The organism is Paenibacillus amylolyticus, assembly GCF_050990605.1.
In the GTDB taxonomy this organism is placed as follows: Bacteria; Bacillota; Bacilli; order Paenibacillales; family Paenibacillaceae; genus Paenibacillus; species Paenibacillus amylolyticus_H.
The window spans coordinates 1,066,891-1,083,800 of record NZ_CP158832.1; the positions used below are offsets into that span (position 1 = coordinate 1,066,891).

Sequence of the window (16,910 nt, forward strand, 5' to 3'; positions counted from 1 at the left end):
TGCAGGACCCTCCTTTAAGGAATAGATAGGTTGTTTATCTGTAAAGTGTAATGAAGAACCCGCAGCAATACTGCGGGTCTCAGATCGGTTTGAAATCCGCTAACTGCGTTTTATTGACCCGCTGGTGCGAAGTTCTCATCCAGAAATGCTTGAACAGCCTGGAATGCTTGAACTCTATTTTTCTCGAGCAGTACCATATGAGTACCTTCACCAATCTCTACCCAACGGCGATAAGCAGCTCCGGTTAAGGAGGTAAAGAAATTTTGTGCCAAATCTAACGGTACATCAATATCCCACTCTGCATGAATGAGGAGTACAGGTACAGTGATATCTTTAGGTTCATAGAAGGCTTTGCCCACTGTCCAATATTCACGGATGTCCAAAATCGGTCCGTTGGTAGCGCGAATATGCTCCGGGTGTTCAGTTTTGTTAATAGGATCAGTAGCCAGAGTGGCTTCAACCCATTTTTCGAACCAACCCTCAGGGAGCAGGCTATCGCGTTTCCCTTCAGGAGCAGCACTTAACCAGCGTTCCTTCGTAGTACCTGCCGGAACAAGGCGGTAAGAGCCAAGCGGCCCGCCGGTATCGATAGGAATAGGTTTGTTGCTTAGCCACTGAGGAGCGATAAGGATGAGTTTGTTCACTTTGTTGTTATTACGGCCTGTATATGCACCGGCGACTGTCCCACCCCAAGACATCCCAAGGATATTGACCTTCGACAGATTGCGATGTTGCAGGACGAAATCTACAGCTGAACCAAAATCGCGAACTCCGGTTTCAGTACGGACAAGCGGAGGGTTCTGATCGGCTGGTTGTTCCATTTCCGGCGGTCTTGTGGACCCGCCATAACCACGAACATCTACGGCGTAGACGTCATAGCCATGACTTGCGAGGAAGTCCAGGAAAGTAAACCCGTCTAGCTCTACATCATACAGGCTGCCAATGGGATACGTCGCACCATGGACCATGACGATTGTCTTCTCATTTGAGAACTCCTTCATAGATGCAGGACGTTTATTAAGGACGGATAGTTCAATTCCAGGCGTATCACTGGCTATCATATAATTCTCAGATACGAGGGAGATCGATTTGTTGAATGTATGGTTAGACATTATAGGTTTCGCCTCTCTTTGATGAAATATATTTTATATAAAGCGCCAGTTGAAGCCGTCTTCACTTCGGGTGACATAACCGGCAGAACTCTCTGGGAAATGTGTGCTGAAATAAATAATGGGACGATCGGCGATGTATTCTAAAGCCCAGCGCCGTGAGGTGCGAGCCTGATCAGCAAATTCACAGTACATCGAATTCCAGTCTGGTCTTAAGACCTGGAATGGATGATGCATGATATCGGCGCCGAACAAAGCTTCTTCGCCACCGGACGAGAGACGTATGGACATTTGCCCAATACTGTGACCTGGAGTCGGAATGAATGTAAATATGTCTAGAAACTTCCCGCCTTCTGGACCGATGGTCTCCGTCATACCAGCCTCGATTATAGGAAGTACACTCTCTTCGTAAACATTGAAGTTTACCTCATTTACTTTGTTATGGCTTGCTTCGCTGGAGTAATATTCTTGTTCTTTAAGCGGGAATACGTACTTTGCATTCGGAAATGTCGGTATCCATTTGCCGTCAATCAGTCTCGTATTCCAACCGACATGATCTACATGCAAATGAGTAAGTAACACGTAATTAACTTCTTCCGGAGTAACACCAGCCTCTTGAAGTCGTTCCAGATAAGGCAGCTGCAGATTGGAAAGATCCGGATTCAGTGGCAGGTTCTTGTCGTTTCCTGTAGCAGTATCAATAAGAATAGTATGATCAGGCGTCTTCACGACCCAGGTTCCAATACTCACGATCAGTTGTGAGTTTTCGTCAATTAAGCCCTCTGGTAAGGAGTGTTGGTTCTCTTTCAGAAATGAAGGGTCCCATGTAACAGGGAAATAAATCTCTGGTGGGACACCGCTGATTACCATCTCCGTGACTCGGGTAATCGTAGTGTCGCCTACAGTATAAGTCTTAGGCAGCTTAGTCATATGGCTCATCGCCTCCCTTAGAAATTTCGCTGGAAATGAAATGCTATATATAAAAGAATTATGCGTAAATGTCCCGGGATCATATTTGCACATCAACCTTACTAAAATCTTAGTCCAATAATGTTGTTAAATCAACGTTTTTGCACCGAAACTGAACCTTTGCAAGAAAGCTTGATATTGCTCAATATTTTAATTATGATCAAACTATAAATTTCGCTGACAGCGAAAAAAATAACTACTCAGGAGAAACGAAGAATGAACTCTATAGGCGAGGTCATCAGAAATACCCGCAAAAAACAGAAATTAACCCTAAAAGATGTGGCAAAAGCAGGTTCCATCTCCTTATCTTTTCTCAGCGAAATCGAACGAAACAAAGCGAATCCATCCATCAGCGTACTAAAACGGATTGCGAATGCGTTGAACGTAAATTTTACCGATCTATTTGGAGAGAAAGAGCAACGTATTGTTGTGAGAAAAAAGGAACGTAAACCGCTGGTCCATTCTGAAGGCTCTCGTATTACATGGTATTCCCTTAGCGAGGGAGGCAGAAACAAGATGGGCCCCATATTGGGGGTGCTTGAAGAAGGTGCGACTTCTGGAGATATCGGTGTAGGACATAGCGAAGGCGAGGAGTTTCTGTATGTGCAGACAGGGTGCTTGGAGTTTGTACTAGGGAATGACAGATATACGTTAGAGGAGGGAGACAGTATTTACTTTGATGCAAAGACACCACATAGCTATAAAAATGCATGGAAAGGAGAGACTGTGGTCATTGCCGTATCAACGCCTCCAACTTTTTGATTTCATGTCCTATGCCTACCGATAAATATTCGAAACGAAATCGGCTTGAATACTGCGACGAGTGAAGAGATGTCCGCAGGAGTGGAGCAGATTGTGGCTTCCGTACATGAGATCGCTCGCCATGCCCAGACGGCCAGTACCAATTCACAGCAGGCTGCCGGAGCTGTTCATGAACAGCTCAAGTCGGTAGAGCAGATCAAGGCATCTGCGGCTATTTTGTCTGATGTGTCAACAGAACTTCAGACTTCACTTCGTCCTTTTAAGATTTAATATCTGTTACAATAGGGAAAAGGAGGGACTGTCTATGGCCCCTGATAAAACAAAACTTTTCCCAAACGAGAATATCCGCACCGTATGTTACATTCAAAACCTGCCGCCGCGTTCCAACGTGGACATCGGTGATTATACGTATTATAGCGATAACACAAATCCGCCAGAGCAATTCTATGACCGAATACAGCATCATTATGACTTTATTGGTGATCGCCTGGTTATTGGCAAGTTCTGTGCCATTGCGGAAGGTGTGACATTCATTATGAATGGCGCGAATCATCGGATGGAGGGCATGACGACGTATCCTTTTAACATTTTCGGTGGAGGATGGGAGCGTGTGACACCTACACTTGAGCAGCTTCCATATAAGGGTGACACGATACTGGGGAACGATGTATGGCTTGGACAACATGTGACGATCATGCCTGGTATCACGATTGGAGACGGGGCAATCGTTGCCTCCAATTCAACCGTTGTGAAGGATATCGAACCCTATACCCTTGTTGGTGGTAATCCGGCCAAGACTGTTAAAAAGCGTTTTGATGAAGAAACGATTGCACTGCTGCTGGAATTGAAGTGGTGGGATCAGGATGAGGAATGGCTGGATACGCATTTGGAGCGTCTGGTCTCTACATATGATCTACAGATATTACGCGGACTTTTGAACAGCAAGTAGGATGGTTGTGCATAAAAAGCAAAAAAAGCTAGTTCCTGACGGAGCCGGCTTCCAAGCAAATCAGGCCCTGGACCGTTTTGAGGAGATCAGGGCCTCTTGCTGTCCAAGATGAAATGTTAATTTAGCGGGTGGGTGGTCGTAGGTTGCAATCAGACTGTACTGATGGGGGCTTTAAATGAGTATGATCTTCTGTATGATCCGAGTTTGTCTGTTTGCCTGAATAAAAGTTAATGATATCATCAACGGTAGTAAACACGACATTTAAATCCATATTATCATTGTGTGTTTGAATAAAAACCTCTTTTCAATAAGTTGTTACTTTGTTACGTGGTTTAATTTAAAGCTTCTTTCATGCTTAATCCTGCTGTGAAGACAGGAACTTTACCTGCAGGTAGTTGAATTTCCTTGCCTGTTCTCCGACTTCTTCCGGTTCTTGCCTCACGCTTCTGTACTTCGAATTTCCCAAATCCAACCACTTGAACTTCTTTACCTTCTTTGAGAGCTTCGAGAATCGAATCCAGTACAACGGTTACAGCTTTTTCAGCATTCTTCTTGGAGAAACCGCCAGCCTTAGCTACTTCTGTGATCAATTGTTCTTTATCCATGGGAATACCTCGCTTTCATTGTTGGGGTGTGAAATTCTTTACTGTACAACCTATGAGTAAATAAAAAGCTGCCTTATTAATAAGGCAGCTTTCATATAATTAAAGTTTAGTAACGTTCTCAGCTTGTGGTCCACGGTTACCTTGAGTTACTTCAAATTGAACGCGTTGACCTTCGTCCAAAGATTTGTAACCTTCACCTTGAATTGCACTGAAATGAACGAATACGTCTGTTCCTTCTTCAGTTTCGATAAAGCCGAATCCTTTATCCGCGTTGAACCATTTCACTGTACCTGTTTGCATGTGATTCCTCCAAAAAATAAGTTTTTAGCCGATCATTATGACGAGTATAATTTAAAATTGACACTCACCTGGTGCATTTAAACCACAGACTTGATGTCCGCTAATGTATCGATTAATATGATAATACCATGTCCGCTAATATAAGTCAAGATTTGGAGGTAATTTCTAATGAATCAGTCATCAGCGATGTCGGTGCAGCGGGAACCGACAATAGAAGAATTTATCCATATGCTTGCTAATGAGGATGAATTGCATCCCAAAACCGTGAAGGAATATGCAAGTGATCTGAAGCACTTTATCGAATGGTACAAGGAAAGCACTAGGCTCGAGGAAGAGGTTACATTACGAATGGAAGACGTGGATACATCCACTTTAGTCCATTATCGTGAAGATTCACACAAGGTTATGTTATTGAAGCCAGCCACCATTAACCGCAGGTTGATTACGCTAAAGCGTTTTTTCAAATGGGCTGTTCTGGAATCCAGGCTCAATCATGACCCTTCCAAAGCATTAAAATTCATTCCGGAAGATAAAGTCAGTCCACGCAGAATGACATCCGAAGAAGAAGAGGCATTCCTCGCGGCAGTGGAGTACGGTAACTCCCTTCGTGATCGGACCATCCTGACCCTTATGTTTCACACAGGCTTGCGAACGATGGAGGTATGCAACCTCATGCCTCATGATATCGAACTTGGTAGACGAAGTGGTCACCTGACAGTGAGAGCCGATAAACGCAACCGGGAGCGCAAGATCCCTTTGAATATGCAGTGTATTGTCATGTTGAATCAGTACTTATCTGATTATGCTACCGATCGTGCGTACCTTTTTCCTTCGGAGAAGACCAACGATCGTTTAACGGAGAGAGCATTGCGCCACCTGATTAAAAAAGTAATGATAACAGCAGGGCTGGAAGGACTGAGTTCACACGACTTGCGTCATCGTTTTGGCTACGCCATGGCTGAGCATACGCCACTGCACCGTTTGGCCGAGATAATGGGACACACCAACCCAGATACAACAATGATTTATGTTAAAGCATTAAGTTCGAATCATCGTAGAGAACAAGAATGAAGAATCTGAATTATAGTCACAATCAAAACACCTCTTATTAGAAGTACTTCGAAATTTTCCGTGTTTGTATTACTTTAACCTACCTTTAGCATTCATATACTATCCTTCACATTTCACTTAGGCACTGCCCGACAGGGTTGCCTTACCCCTAATAAAGAAAGCGATTACATATTCCCGATAATATTGTATATTATGATGGCAACCTTGGAACAGATCAACATGCACCCTTTGCATTTTGGCATACGTTTGGTGAGCAATCGAAATCAAATGATTCACTATGGCACATATATATTAGTTGTAGGGCATAAGGCCCGTCATCAAAAGGAGGAATCCAAACGTGTACCGGGTACTGCTGGTGGATGATGAAGAAGATGTACGTGAAGGGCTCGTTGTAGAGGTCGATTGGGAAGCGCTCGATCTGCGGATTGTCGGTTTGGCTGAGAATGGGCGAGAAGCTTTGGAGATGGCGGAGCGGGTGGAGCCGGATATTGTGGTGACCGATATCAGCATGCCCTTCATGAATGGTCTGGAACTCGCGCAAAGATTGAGGAAGCGAAATCCACTTGTGAAAGTGGTCATTTTGACTGGATATGATGAATTTGATTATGCGAGGCAAGCCATCTCATTAAGTGTGGATGAATATCTGTTGAAGCCGTTCTCGGCAGGGCATCTCACCGAACTGCTCACAAGATTGCGCGCCCAGATGGCCGCTGAAGTGGCCGAGCGTGAAGATGTTCAGCAACTGCGAGAGCACTATCATACCAGTTTGCCATTACTGCAGGCAGATCTGATGGCAACCTTGCTCCATCGGCAGAAATCCTCGACATATATTCATAGTAAAGCCAAACAATGCGGATTGGATCTGACAGGAGAACGCTATGGGGTGTCCGTATTGACACTGCATATGGAAGGAGATGTGCAGAAGGCAAAACCTGAGGGAGTATTCAACGAGCTTCCACAGCGACATAACCATACTACATCTGAGGAAGCGGATCAGTCTGAGATATTCATTCCCGGAGGTTCACTGCGCCAATCGGAAGATGCTGAGCTGAAACGCTTTGCTGCACTTAACATTGCGGCAGAAGTATGGGCAGAACACGGGGCTGGTCATGCCTTTATGCATCAGGAGACGATTGTCCTGCTCTATGTGGATCGCTTGGGCGGTACAGATGGCGCGAAGCGACAACAGAAGGCCTTGGAAAATGTGATGCGCAGCATCAATCACTACTTGCGTATCCCGGCTACGGTGGGATCTGGTCAGATTGTGGATTCACTTGCGGAGGTGAATCAGTCCTATGAAGATGCCCTGTTGGCATTGGATTATCGGCTTGTACCCGGAACGGATTCAATCATATATATCGCGGATGTAGAGCGGCAGACGGCAGGCAAGCTGCGGTTCGACGAGTTGAAGCAGCAGACGCTGACACGTTGTCTGAAGGCAGGTACACAAGTGGAACTGGAGGAAGCACTTGCGATCATTTTCCGGGAAATTACCGTGGAACACGGGCGAAGTGATATTCAGCTCTATCTGATCGAAGTGTTAACAACGGTATGGAAGGCAGCACAGGCATCAGGGGAAGAAATGGAAGATATCTTTGGTGCAGGGTTCCAGTTGTATGCGGATCTGTTCCGACTGCCGGGTCTTACTGAAGCACAGAAGAAGGTACGGGAGGTCTGTCTACTTGTACAACAGCGCATTGCCAGCGGTCGCCAGCATGTATACAAGGATATTGTCGAACAGGCGTTAGTCTTCACCAAAGAGCATTATGCCGACCCGGACCTGTCCATTCAGAAGGTGTGCGGACATTTGCATATCAGCTCCGGTTATTTTTGCGGCATTTTCAAAAAAGAAGTGCAGCTTACCTTCCTGCAGTACCTGATGCAGATCCGGATGGAGGCAGCCCGTGAACTGCTTCGCTCGACAGAGCTGAAGTCCTTTGAGATTGCGGAGCAGGTTGGCTTTGCCGAACCGAATTACTTCAGCTTTTGTTTCAAAAAACATATTGGCGTCTCACCTAAAGAATATCGTAAACAGGCTTTCCAGGCAGCATGTGAAGGTTCACTCCGATGAAGTTCTTGTCGAGGTGGGTGAAGTCCATGGGACTTCAATTACGCTCCAGGATGCGTTCGTCCAGAGTCAGCAGTATCAGGTTTATTATTACATGGTCCTTCTCCGTTTTCATCGTTCTGGTGCTGACCATCATGGCGATGCTTCTGCATGACAAGTTCACGCAGGCTGCCGAGCGAAGTGCGGAACTGACGACGAGACAGATTGTAGATCAGGTCAGTTATAACCTGGAGGATTACGTTCGCAGCATGTCTCATCTGTACCGTGCCATTGAGGAACACATGCTGCGTGACGGGACATGGGAAGGGGAACTGGTGGACAAACAGCTCGACACACTGCTCAGCAGTCGTGAAGATATTATCTCGATTACTCTGCTCGATTCCACGGGGAAATTGCTCAAGAACCGACCTACAGCCGAATTAAAACCGAGTGCCCATGTGACACAGCAAGGGTGGTTTCAGTCTGCGCTTCGTGTGCCGGATCACCTGAGTTTCTCGTTGCCTCATATTCAGAACATGTACACAGGCCCATACAAATGGGTCGTTTCCATGAGCAAAGGCATAACGATACGGCAAAATGGTCAGGATCGGCAGGTTATCCTGCTGGTCGATATCAATTTCAAACAGATGGATGAACTGAGCCGCCGGGTCAGTCTGGGACAACGAGGATATGTCTATATCATCGATGAGAGCGCAGGCAATATTGTGTACCATCCGCAGCAGCAATTGATGTATATGGGACTCAAAAGTGAGAATATCGAACAGGCTTTGGTGGCTACCGGCAGTTATGAAGATGAAGCAGATGGGCAGAAAAGGCTGAATACCGTGAAGTCCGTTGCCAATATTGGGTGGAAAATTGTTGGTGTCGCCTATCTGGATGAGATTATGACCACCCGTCAGGAAGTAAACGGATATCTCATCCGTGTACTGGTCGTTGTTCTGGTGTTGGTTATTCTCGTGTCCCTGTTCCTATCCTCCAGTCTGACTCGCCCAATCCGGCGAATGGAACGCAAGATGAAGGCCGTGGAGCGTGGGGATTTCAACGTGGAGTTACCTATTGAAGGGCCGCTGGAGGTGGAACGTCTATCCCGTCGCTTTAATCTGATGGTCAATAAAATTCGAACCCTGATGAATGAGATCATCCATGAACAGGAACAGAAGCGGCGGCTGGAGCTGGAAGCCTTACAGGCCCAGATTAATCCGCATTTCCTATACAATACGCTAAATTCCGTGGTGCGCATGGTAGGCATGAGCCGCAATGAAGAAGTGATCACGATGATCACGTCTCTTTCGCGCCTGTTCCGCATCAGCCTCAGTCAAGGTAAAACGATCATTACGATCAGGGAAGAGCTGGAGCATGCGCAGCATTATCTGACGATTCAGCAGATGAGGTTCAAGCGCAAATTCAACTTTACGATTAAGGCAGATGAGACGCTTCTGGATTGCCTGACATTAAAGCTGGTGCTTCAACCCCTGATTGAGAACGCCATTGTTCATGGCATCGAGTACCACATGGACGAAGGAAGTATTGAGGTCGATGTTTATTGTGAGGACAACAAGCTGGTGTTTCGCATTACAGATAATGGGGTCGGCATGACGGAAGAACAGATGTCGGGATTACTAAGTGGTCGTCCTGTGGTCAAAAGTGGTGCAGGCTCCGGCGTAGCAGTACGCAACGTCCATGATCGAATCCGTCTCTATTATGGGGAGGGCTATGGTCTTGAATTTGCAAGTGAGCTGGAAGAAGGCACTACGGTCTGGATTCGGATTCCTATTCAATCGCAGCATAAGGAGGGCGAGCCTGATGACAGACAATCAAGCTAATAAGAACGATGCTCAAAGAGTTAAAGGATTGAATATCCCTATATTTTGGAAAAAGGTTGCTGCGAGTTTCCTTGGAACTCGGAAACGTCGGTTATTAACCCTGACAGCCATAAACTTCTGTCTGCTAATATGCAGTGCCTGCGGCCTATCGAGTCCCGACGCTACGGCAGTACCGCCACGTATCGCGCTGGTTACGCCAGCAGGCACGGGCGAACTTGCGGAAGCCATCCGGCTTGGCGCCGAAGCGGCTGCCAAAGAGAGTGGAGCCGAACTGATTACCGTGGAAGCGTACCCTTCCGATGGTGAGGTGTACACGCCTGCCATTCTGGATTCTGCTGGAAGTGAGATGCAGGTCAAACAGGCAAATATCAACAGCCATACGTTGTCTCGCAGTGCGCGAGAGCAGGCTCAAGTAAAGGCCGCCGCATCGGCTCTGAAGCAGGGGGCATCAGCTCTATTGGTTGATCCCCTAAGTGAGAAGGCCCTTAGTGACATCATTCAGGAGGCACAGACAACAAATTCCGATGGAACCATTGTTCCTGTCATTGTGCTTAACGATGAATTTCCCGTGAAAGGCATCACCAGTTTCATCTCGATGGATAATGTTGAGGCGGGAAGACAGGCCGGCCAGGCTATGGCGGAGCTTCTGGAAGGGAAAGGGCATGTGGCTTTATTAGGCCCCGATCCTCTTAATTCTGGTCTTATTCAGAGAGAGCAGGGAGTTATGGAAGCCTTGGTACAGTATCCTAATATTCAAGTGGAACCCAAATCGATATGTAATACACGGGATGGATGTTGGCAGACTGCGAAGCAATTGCTGGACCAGCAGGAGGTGGATGGCTTCATTACTCTTCAGGAACTTGCTTCTCTGGGAGCAGCCGATGAACTGAATCGACGCAAATCTGCGGAAAAGGTAAGGATTGTTGGATTCGGCAGTGAACAACAGCAACTGGAGCAATTGCAGGAAGGGGTCTTTGATCATCTCATCGTCCAGAATGGATACAGTGCAGGTTACCTGGGATTGAATCAAGCCGTTGCGCGGCTGAACAATCAACAGGTGCAAGCGAGAGTTCTCCTTGAGACGAAGCTGGTGAGTACTGACAATATGTTCTGGATGGATAACCAGAAGCTGTTGTTTCCTTTTGTACAATGAATGAATACAGGAACGAATGCTGAATGAAGAAATGAAGACACTTTATAACTTGAGGAAGATTTCGATAGAACAGGTGAAGATATTGTATTCGAATTTAATGTAAACCCTTTCATAATAAAGACATCGGTAAAGCCGAATGAACTTGGGGGAGGTCATTAGGATATGAAGAAAACATGGATGACACTGTTGATTACGGCATGTATGGTTGTGGCGGCAGGATGTAGCAGCGGCGGAGACAGTGCAGGTGGAAGTACGGGAACAGATACAGGAGGCCAGACAGCAGCCGGTACGGAAACACCCAAGATTGGTGTTGCCATCTACAAATTCGATGATACATTCATGACGGGGGTACGTAATGCGATGACCGCAGCAGCGGAAGGCATAGTGACTCTGGATATTGTGGATAGCCAGAATGCGCAGCCAACCCAGAATGAGAAAGTTGATCTGTTTGTCTCCAAGAAATATAATGCAATGGCTGTGAATCCGGTAGACCGCACGGCAGCAGGGGTCATCATTGACAAGGCCAAGGCAGCGAACATTCCAGTGGTATTTCTTAATCGTGAGCCAGTGGCTGAAGATATGAACAAGTGGGATAAAGTGTACTATGTAGGAGCAAAAGCGGAGGAATCCGGTACGATCTCCGGGCAGCTGATTGTGGATTACTGGAAAGCACATCCGGAAGCAGACAAAAACGGGGACGGCAAACTTCAATACGTCATGCTGAAAGGGGAACCGGGTCACCAGGATGCCGAGCTTCGGACCAAATATTCGGTTCAGGCGATCCAGGATGCCGGTATCGAAGTGGAAGCACTGGCGGAAGACACGGCGATGTGGGACCGCGTGAAGGGTCAGGAGAAAATGCAGGCGTTCCTGGCTTCCCATGGGGATAAGATTGAAGCTGTTCTCGCGAACAATGATGACATGGCCTTGGGGGCCATAGAGGCATTGAAAGCAGCCGGATACTTCAAGGATGGCAAATCGATGCCGGTTGTAGGTGTGGATGCAACAGCTCCAGCCATTCAGGCTCTACAGGATGGCACGATGCTGGGCACGGTGCTTAATGATGCCAAGAATCAGGGTGCAGCCACGGTGGCACTGGCTTCCGTACTTGCCAAAGGTGAGACACCAACGAAGGAAAATACCAAATACGATATTACAGATGGTAAATACGTCTGGATTGCATACAAAAAGATTACAAAAGACAACATTGCCGACGCCCAATAACAACACGAGACAGGGACGTCCGACATTCGGGTAGCGTCCCTTTTTTGCCGGTCATATGGAAGGGAGGAACCAAGATGGAGTCACCTTACCTGCTGGAGATGAATGGAGTTTCCAAAGCATTTCCGGGTGTGCAGGCACTAAGTCAGGTCACATTAAAAGTGAAGCCGGGGACGGTTCACGCATTGATGGGAGAGAATGGAGCGGGGAAATCCACACTTATGAAATGTCTGTTCGGGATGTATCACCCGGATGAAGGAACGATACGCATCGAAGGAAAGGAAGTGGATATTCCAAATTCCAAAGCGGCACTTCAGCAAGGGATATCCATGATTCATCAGGAGCTGAATCCCGTCCCGCATCGTCCGGTGATGGAGAATATCTGGCTGGGTCGTTTTCCAATGAGGGGGATACTGGTAGACGAGAAACGGATGTATACCGATACACTATCTCTGTTCAAGGACCTGGACCTGGATATTGATCCGAAGGCTCAGGCCGGAACATTGTCTGTCTCCAAGATTCAATCGATGGAAATCGCCAAGGCGGTCTCATTCAATTCCAAAGTCATCGTCATGGATGAGCCAACTTCTTCCCTGACAGGCAAGGAAGTGGACCAGCTCTTCGCCATTATCAATGAACTGCGAAGTCGCGGTGTGTCCATAATTTACATTTCCCACAAGATGGAGGAGATCCTGACGATCTCGGATGAAGTCACGATCATGCGTGATGGCTTCGTTGTCGGGACTTGGGATGCTGCGGATTTAACAACAGATCTGATCATCACACGCATGGTGGGGCGTGACATGGACGAACGATTCCCGGAACGGACGAACGTGCCCGGTGAAGTGATATTAAAAGCGGAGGGGCTGACATCAAACCAATCCAAATCGTTTCGTGATATATCCTTTGAGCTGCGTAAAGGTGAGGTGCTCGGCATCGGCGGTTTGGTTGGCGCACAGCGGACAGAATTGATGGAGTCCTTGTTCGGGCTGCGAGGTCTTGCTTCAGGTCAGATTTCGATTCATGGGCGCAAAGTAAAGATTCATTCTCCCGCTGCCGCGAAACGTTATAACATTGCGTTGCTCACGGAAGAACGACGGGTTACGGGGATATTCCCCGTCTTGTCGGTGTATGAGAACACCATCATCGCAAGTCTTGGTCGTTACCAAAATCGCATAGGTTTGCTGAATGAGAAAAAAGGCCGCGAGGAAGCACGGGAGCAAACGCAGAAATTCAGAACCAAAACACCTTCGGTTAACACGCTAATTCGCAACCTTTCGGGTGGGAATCAACAGAAAGTTCTACTGGCTCGCTGGTTGCTGACCGACCCGGAGATTCTGCTGCTGGATGAACCGACACGTGGAATCGATGTAGGGGCCAAGTTCGAAATATACACCATTATTACGGAACTGGCTCGTCAGGGCAAAAGCATTATCATGATAAGCTCAGAGATGCCCGAACTGCTGGGGATGTCAGATCGCATTATGGTGATGAGCGAAGGGCGTCTCACCGGAATCGTGGACGGAGCTGAGGCAACAGAGCAGGATATTATGAGGCTGGCCGCGCAGCAGCGGATGGCTTAGACAGGAGGGAAACCGATGAACCCACAGATGATCAATCAAGTGAAGCAATATGTAACACAGCGAGCCATCTTTATCGTACTAATTCTGCTCATCATTGGCATTGCTATCGCCGATCCGAACTTCCTTGCTTTTTCCACCCTACGGGATATATTACAGCAGTCCTCCACAAGGGCCATTATTGCACTCGGTGCAGCCTTCATTCTGGTTACAGGAGGGGTGGATCTCTCCGCTGGTCGGGTTGTGGGGCTGACGGCTGTCGTATCCGCATCGATGCTTCAGATTGACGAGTATGCGAACCGTTTCTTCCCCGATCTTCCACAATTGCCGGTGTTATTGCCGATTCTGGTTGGAATCACGGTTGGCCTGTTCGTGGGCTTGGTGAATGGCCTTATTATCGCCAAGTTACATGTGCCCCCTTTTATCGCAACGCTGGGTACGATGGTTGCCGTGTATGGACTAAACTCCATTTATTTTGATACGGAACCCAATCAGTCACAGCCCATCGGAGGATTGAGACCCGATTTCACCGTCATTGGTTCCGGATACATTGATCTGGGTGGGGGTTACTCCATCCCGTATATTGTCCTCATTGCGATTGTTGTGGCATTCATCTGCTGGGTGATCTTTAACAAAACACGTCTCGGCAAAAACATGTACGCGATCGGTGGCAACATTCAGGCTGCGCATGTATCCGGGATTCATGTGGCACGCAACCTGGTTGCCCTGTATGCCATTGCGGGTGCACTGTACGGTTTGGGTGGTGTGCTTGAGGCAGCACGCACAGGTGGGGCAACAAACAATTACGGTAACATGTATGAGTTGGATGCGATTGCCGCATGTGTGGTAGGCGGCGTATCAACGGCAGGAGGTATTGGAACGGTACCTGGGGTTATGGCAGGTGTGTTGATCTTCGGGGTCATTAACTATGGTCTGACGTTTATCGGTGTAAGTCCATACTGGCAGTTGATTATCAAAGGATTGATCATTGTTGCTGCGGTGGCTTTTGATATCCGTAAGTATATGGCGAAAAAATAAGAAGGATATGGGATGAACGTGAAAAGGTTACACTGTTGTACTCCGAGTGCAGTACCATCTTCCGATCGCCCTTATCCCCTGATTTTCTTGATTCCCTATATTAATAGGGGAAAATCCGGTGATAAATGCGAACGCTCTCGCTTCTTCAGATTGGTTCTGTACTCTACGTTATGGTGTAAAAATTCCTTTCATCTTATATGGAAAAAGCAGCAAAGAAGCCAGCCCTCGGGATATAGAGAGCTGGCTTTAAGCGTTTAACCATTGACCATCCAATCGATAACGGGGATAACTGGTCCAATGATGCATAAAAGCAACATAAATCCCGCGACGTTATAAGATACACTGGTACCAAAATGCGCACGATATTTTTTGGCAATCAAGAAGGCTGGAATCCAGAAGAGGGCTGCTACTACAAAAGGAATGTGAAGTCCCTCAGTTCCCGAGGAATTGTTTCACTTTTGTCGATTACAATTACATCATATGTCCTATTGCCTTCATAACTTATACATTCATGCGAATTTGACGAGCCTCCACTAATCGACAACATCAGCTAATCATAATCGATATAATACATGTACATAAGTTGTTAGATGTGAGTTTTATGTCAAAGGGGGCGAGGCTGTTTGCTAAGTTACACGATGAAAATGGTGATATTCCCGCTAGGTTGTCTGCTTGTCATTCTGTCCTCTTATGTTCTAAGGCTTACCCCTCATATGGCAATAATGTCGCTTTCAGGGACATTATTGGTAGCAAGTATTTTTGGGGAGAGAAGATATCCTGTGCTGCGGAAGTTTCAGTGGTTTTTTCTCGGGATATTTCATTATTTCAGTGAACTGAACTGGTGCAACATGCTGTATTATATGCTCATTATTTCAATGATCCAGGACAAACAGCGTTTGGCGCAGACCTTGCCGATTTCGTTGCTGCTCATGCTGCAATATACGGTGATTCGGCTTTCGTATGTGCCTGTAGATACATATACTTTGCTCGTTTCGTTGTTTGACCTGTTAACCTCGGTTGTTATCATTTTTTTGTATCATACTTTAATCAACAGTGAGGTCGAGAAGCGCAGGCTTCGGGAAAAAAATCGGTTTCTGACCCTCCATGATCCGCTTACGGGACTGTTGAATTACGAAGGTTACATGGAGGTGCTGCATAAGACAGTAGAAGAGCATCGGCCTTTTTTGCTTGTCCTTTTGAATGTCAATAACTTTAGCGGCTTTAAAAAAGATTCAGAAGATCCTTGGTGTACGGTAATCATAGGTACAGGCCAGATGATTAGCAATCATTTCACTGAGGCCTACGGCATATCCCGATATGCAGGAGACCGATTTGCAGTCGTTTTGCCGGAGATACAGGATGTGGAAGAACGAATGTCGTCACTGCTATCCGTTCAGCTTCAAGGACTCCAGGTAAGCTACAGCATATCTCTGTACCCGGAAATGTCGGATTCGTTGCAGCACTTTATGACGGTAGCCGAGGATAGACTGCTTCAACAACAGCGCAGCAAATGGCTGAAAAATGAAGAAGAAGTATTTCGTTCCGAGAGACTAAGGGCTGTAGGTGAACTGGCCGCGGGTATGGCTCACGAAATTCGGAACCCACTTACCGCAATTCGGGGCTTCTTGCAGCTGTCACGTGGACAAGCGTTTAATATCGCGCCATGGTATGAAGTGATTATGGGTGAGGTGACGAGAGTAACTGACCTGACGGCTGAATTTTTACAGTTTTCCAAACCACATGCCAATCACATGAAACCTGAACATTTGGGTCACTGCCTTGAACGGGTGATGTCTTTGACCGAGTCAGATGCGGCATCCCGTGGGCATCGAATTACGCTTGAAATGACTGATGAGCCAGTTGTGATCAACATGGATCGAGATAAGATTGTGCAGGTATTGATTAATCTGATTCGTAACGCTTTTGAAGCAATGACAGACCCGGGTGAGGTTCATATGGATTTGTTGCAGGAGGGAGACGCAGTACTCATTTCAATTACAGATACAGGAAGCGGCATTCCGGAAAATTCGCTATCCACAATCTTTAATCCATTTTATACAACCAAAGAAGAAGGCACAGGACTGGGACTGGCACTCTGCCAGAAAATCGTTCAGGATCACAATGGTAAAATTACCGTCCATAGCGAAATGGGGGTTGGTTCCACCTTCACGCTTCATCTGCCAATGGAGACGTAAATCATATAACTTACCCAGAGATAGCAATAACATAGTCATTAGACAAAAACATAAAAACGCCGCATGG

General features: G+C 46.8%; 15 protein-coding genes. 11 read left to right on the plus strand and 4 right to left on the minus strand.

The window, feature by feature from the left end; all coding sequences use genetic code 11:
• Window positions 1-110: 110 nt before the first annotated feature.
• Both ABTV53_RS04795 and ABTV53_RS04800 read right to left on the minus strand, forming a co-directional pair.
• Entirely contained in the window at window positions 111-1,112 is a 1,002-nt protein-coding gene (locus ABTV53_RS04795) for an alpha/beta hydrolase (protein WP_433751241.1), read from the minus strand.
• A gap of 33 nt (window positions 1,113-1,145) precedes the next feature.
• Window positions 1,146-2,039: an MBL fold metallo-hydrolase gene (locus tag ABTV53_RS04800; RefSeq protein WP_433751243.1), complete on the minus strand. Its 894-nt coding sequence runs from the start codon at window positions 2,037-2,039 to the stop codon at window positions 1,146-1,148.
• A 255-nt stretch (window positions 2,040-2,294) separates the two neighbouring features.
• Here ABTV53_RS04800 and ABTV53_RS04805 point away from each other — a divergent pair, with 255 nt between their 5' ends.
• The 3 genes from ABTV53_RS04805 to ABTV53_RS04815 are packed head-to-tail and all read left to right on the plus strand — an operon-like array spanning window position 2,295 to window position 3,789.
• On the plus strand, window positions 2,295-2,840 hold the full coding sequence (locus ABTV53_RS04805) for a helix-turn-helix domain-containing protein (RefSeq protein WP_433751245.1): 546 nt from the start codon (window positions 2,295-2,297) through the stop codon (window positions 2,838-2,840).
• Between the two features lie 45 nt (window positions 2,841-2,885).
• Window positions 2,886-3,110, plus strand: coding sequence for a hypothetical protein (locus tag ABTV53_RS04810; protein WP_433751248.1), 225 nt, complete (start codon window positions 2,886-2,888; stop codon window positions 3,108-3,110).
• 34 nt (window positions 3,111-3,144) lie between these two features.
• Window positions 3,145-3,789, plus strand: a complete 645-nt coding sequence (locus ABTV53_RS04815) for a Vat family streptogramin A O-acetyltransferase (protein ID WP_433751251.1) — start codon at window positions 3,145-3,147, stop codon at window positions 3,787-3,789.
• Between the two features lie 332 nt (window positions 3,790-4,121).
• Here ABTV53_RS04815 and ABTV53_RS04820 read toward each other — a convergent pair whose 3' ends face one another.
• Window positions 4,122-4,394: an HU family DNA-binding protein gene (locus ABTV53_RS04820; RefSeq protein WP_124117202.1), complete on the minus strand. Its 273-nt coding sequence runs from the start codon at window positions 4,392-4,394 to the stop codon at window positions 4,122-4,124.
• 99 nt (window positions 4,395-4,493) lie between these two features.
• Complete coding sequence (locus tag ABTV53_RS04825; protein ID WP_017690333.1) at window positions 4,494-4,694, minus strand: cold-shock protein; 201 nt, start codon at window positions 4,692-4,694, stop codon at window positions 4,494-4,496.
• 168 nt (window positions 4,695-4,862) lie between these two features.
• On the opposite strand from ABTV53_RS04825, the gene ABTV53_RS04830 reads away from it, so the two are divergent.
• The 8 genes from ABTV53_RS04830 (at window position 4,863) to ABTV53_RS04865 (ending at window position 16,843) form a co-directional block, all read left to right on the plus strand.
• On the plus strand, window positions 4,863-5,765 hold the full coding sequence (locus ABTV53_RS04830) for a tyrosine-type recombinase/integrase (protein WP_433751255.1): 903 nt from the start codon (window positions 4,863-4,865) through the stop codon (window positions 5,763-5,765).
• Between the two features lie 337 nt (window positions 5,766-6,102).
• Window positions 6,103-7,836, plus strand: a complete 1,734-nt coding sequence (locus ABTV53_RS04835) for a response regulator (RefSeq protein WP_433751258.1) — start codon at window positions 6,103-6,105, stop codon at window positions 7,834-7,836.
• 26 nt (window positions 7,837-7,862) lie between these two features.
• Complete coding sequence (locus ABTV53_RS04840; RefSeq protein ID WP_433751261.1) at window positions 7,863-9,656, plus strand: histidine kinase; 1,794 nt, start codon at window positions 7,863-7,865, stop codon at window positions 9,654-9,656.
• Window positions 9,637-10,809 (plus strand): substrate-binding domain-containing protein, encoded by a 1,173-nt coding sequence (locus tag ABTV53_RS04845; RefSeq protein WP_433751264.1) that lies wholly within the window; start codon window positions 9,637-9,639, stop codon window positions 10,807-10,809. The genes ABTV53_RS04840 and ABTV53_RS04845 overlap by 20 nt, the downstream gene beginning before the upstream one ends.
• A gap of 162 nt (window positions 10,810-10,971) precedes the next feature.
• Window positions 10,972-12,033 (plus strand): galactose ABC transporter substrate-binding protein, encoded by a 1,062-nt coding sequence (locus tag ABTV53_RS04850; RefSeq protein ID WP_433751266.1) that lies wholly within the window; start codon window positions 10,972-10,974, stop codon window positions 12,031-12,033.
• Window positions 12,034-12,107: 74 nt separating this feature from the next.
• Complete coding sequence (locus ABTV53_RS04855) at window positions 12,108-13,613, plus strand: sugar ABC transporter ATP-binding protein (protein WP_421887792.1); 1,506 nt, start codon at window positions 12,108-12,110, stop codon at window positions 13,611-13,613.
• 15 nt (window positions 13,614-13,628) lie between these two features.
• Entirely contained in the window at window positions 13,629-14,648 is a 1,020-nt protein-coding gene (mglC, locus tag ABTV53_RS04860) for a galactose/methyl galactoside ABC transporter permease MglC (RefSeq protein ID WP_421887789.1), read from the plus strand.
• A 779-nt stretch (window positions 14,649-15,427) separates the two neighbouring features.
• Window positions 15,428-16,843 (plus strand): ATP-binding protein, encoded by a 1,416-nt coding sequence (locus ABTV53_RS04865; protein ID WP_433751269.1) that lies wholly within the window; start codon window positions 15,428-15,430, stop codon window positions 16,841-16,843.
• The last annotated feature ends 67 nt before the right edge of the window (window positions 16,844-16,910 follow it).

Excerpts from the sequence above, each read along its gene's own strand:
- ABTV53_RS04795 (WP_433751241.1), bottom strand. The coding sequence starts at position 1,112 with ATGTCTAACCATACATTCAACAAATCGATCTCCCTCGTATCTGAGAAT.
- ABTV53_RS04800 (WP_433751243.1), bottom strand. The coding sequence starts at position 2,039 with ATGACTAAGCTGCCTAAGACTTATACTGTAGGCGACACTACGATTACC.
- ABTV53_RS04805 (WP_433751245.1), top strand. The coding sequence starts at position 2,295 with ATGAACTCTATAGGCGAGGTCATCAGAAATACCCGCAAAAAACAGAAA.
- ABTV53_RS04815 (WP_433751251.1), top strand. The coding sequence starts at position 3,145 with ATGGCCCCTGATAAAACAAAACTTTTCCCAAACGAGAATATCCGCACC.
- ABTV53_RS04820 (WP_124117202.1), bottom strand. The coding sequence starts at position 4,394 with ATGGATAAAGAACAATTGATCACAGAAGTAGCTAAGGCTGGCGGTTTC.
- ABTV53_RS04825 (WP_017690333.1), bottom strand. The coding sequence starts at position 4,694 with ATGCAAACAGGTACAGTGAAATGGTTCAACGCGGATAAAGGATTCGGC.
- ABTV53_RS04830 (WP_433751255.1), top strand. The coding sequence starts at position 4,863 with ATGAATCAGTCATCAGCGATGTCGGTGCAGCGGGAACCGACAATAGAA.
- ABTV53_RS04840 (WP_433751261.1), top strand. The coding sequence starts at position 7,863 with ATGGGACTTCAATTACGCTCCAGGATGCGTTCGTCCAGAGTCAGCAGT.
- ABTV53_RS04845 (WP_433751264.1), top strand. The coding sequence starts at position 9,637 with ATGACAGACAATCAAGCTAATAAGAACGATGCTCAAAGAGTTAAAGGA.
- ABTV53_RS04850 (WP_433751266.1), top strand. The coding sequence starts at position 10,972 with ATGAAGAAAACATGGATGACACTGTTGATTACGGCATGTATGGTTGTG.
- ABTV53_RS04855 (WP_421887792.1), top strand. The coding sequence starts at position 12,108 with ATGGAGTCACCTTACCTGCTGGAGATGAATGGAGTTTCCAAAGCATTT.
- mglC (WP_421887789.1), top strand. The coding sequence starts at position 13,629 with ATGAACCCACAGATGATCAATCAAGTGAAGCAATATGTAACACAGCGA.